This is a genomic window from Caballeronia terrestris (assembly GCF_001544515.1).
GTDB classification, from domain to species: domain Bacteria; phylum Pseudomonadota; class Gammaproteobacteria; order Burkholderiales; family Burkholderiaceae; genus Caballeronia; species Caballeronia terrestris.
The window spans coordinates 1-724 of the sequence record NZ_FCOL02000569.1 but is presented as its reverse complement, the minus strand read 5'-3'; the positions used below and the strand labels follow the sequence as shown (position 1 = coordinate 724).

At 57.2% G+C, this 724-nt stretch carries 2 protein-coding genes; one reads left to right on the top strand and one right to left on the bottom strand.

Annotated features, from left to right (window positions below):
• Window positions 1-300 (top strand): hypothetical protein (locus AWB67_RS42920; RefSeq protein ID WP_235025641.1); only part of this gene is annotated, 300 nt, incomplete at its 5' end.
• Here the strand turns inward: AWB67_RS42920 and AWB67_RS42915 are convergent.
• The coding region (locus AWB67_RS42915; RefSeq protein WP_235025640.1) for a hypothetical protein at window positions 281-724 on the bottom strand (444 nt) is incomplete at its 5' end. The genes AWB67_RS42920 and AWB67_RS42915 overlap by 20 nt on opposite strands.

The window sequence follows — 724 nt, the reverse complement described above, 5'->3', positions numbered from 1 at the left end:
GGCGCGGCAACCGAAAGGAGACGCCGCGAGCATGTTGGACCAAAAGCCAATGTCGGTATTCCAAACCAGGGTGTACCCTATTTCGTGAGCCAGTGCGCGTATCGAGCGATCGCAAATGACGCGCACCAGAAATTAGGAGACGCGTCATTACTCTCGGAAGCGAAGATTCCTGCCTTCTCGTTGGAACGGCTGGCGAGCGCCCAACCCAATGGCTCGTGTTTATCTGTGTATTTTGCAGCGCGTTGCTGGGGTTGTATCTGCGCACCAGGTTGCCAGAGCATCACCTTGGTGATGAATTAATCGGTGCGGTAACGCTGGCTGTCGGTCTGATATCCACGATGGCTGCGTTGGTGCTTGGCCTGCTGGTTTCGTCGGCGAAAAGCTCGTTCGATACCGTGAACAGCGAGATTGTGCGCACTGCCGCCAGCATCATTCTCTTCGATCGCGTTCGGCCAAGTATGGCCCGCAAACGAAGGAACTCCGTGATCTGCTTAAGCAGAGGATTGGCAAATCGACCCAGGTACTCGCTTCCGGCGAATCTGCACAGATCGCAGAATTCCGCGGGCTCGAAGCACTTAGGGGGGCGGAAAACGTTCAGCTCAAGCTGGAGGCACTGTCGCCGCGCAGCGACGCGCAACGTCAATTGCAGGCAAGCGCCATTCGGATTGCTAGTGATGCGCTGGCTGCACGTCAACTCACGATGCTGCAAGCTGCGGGCTCGACC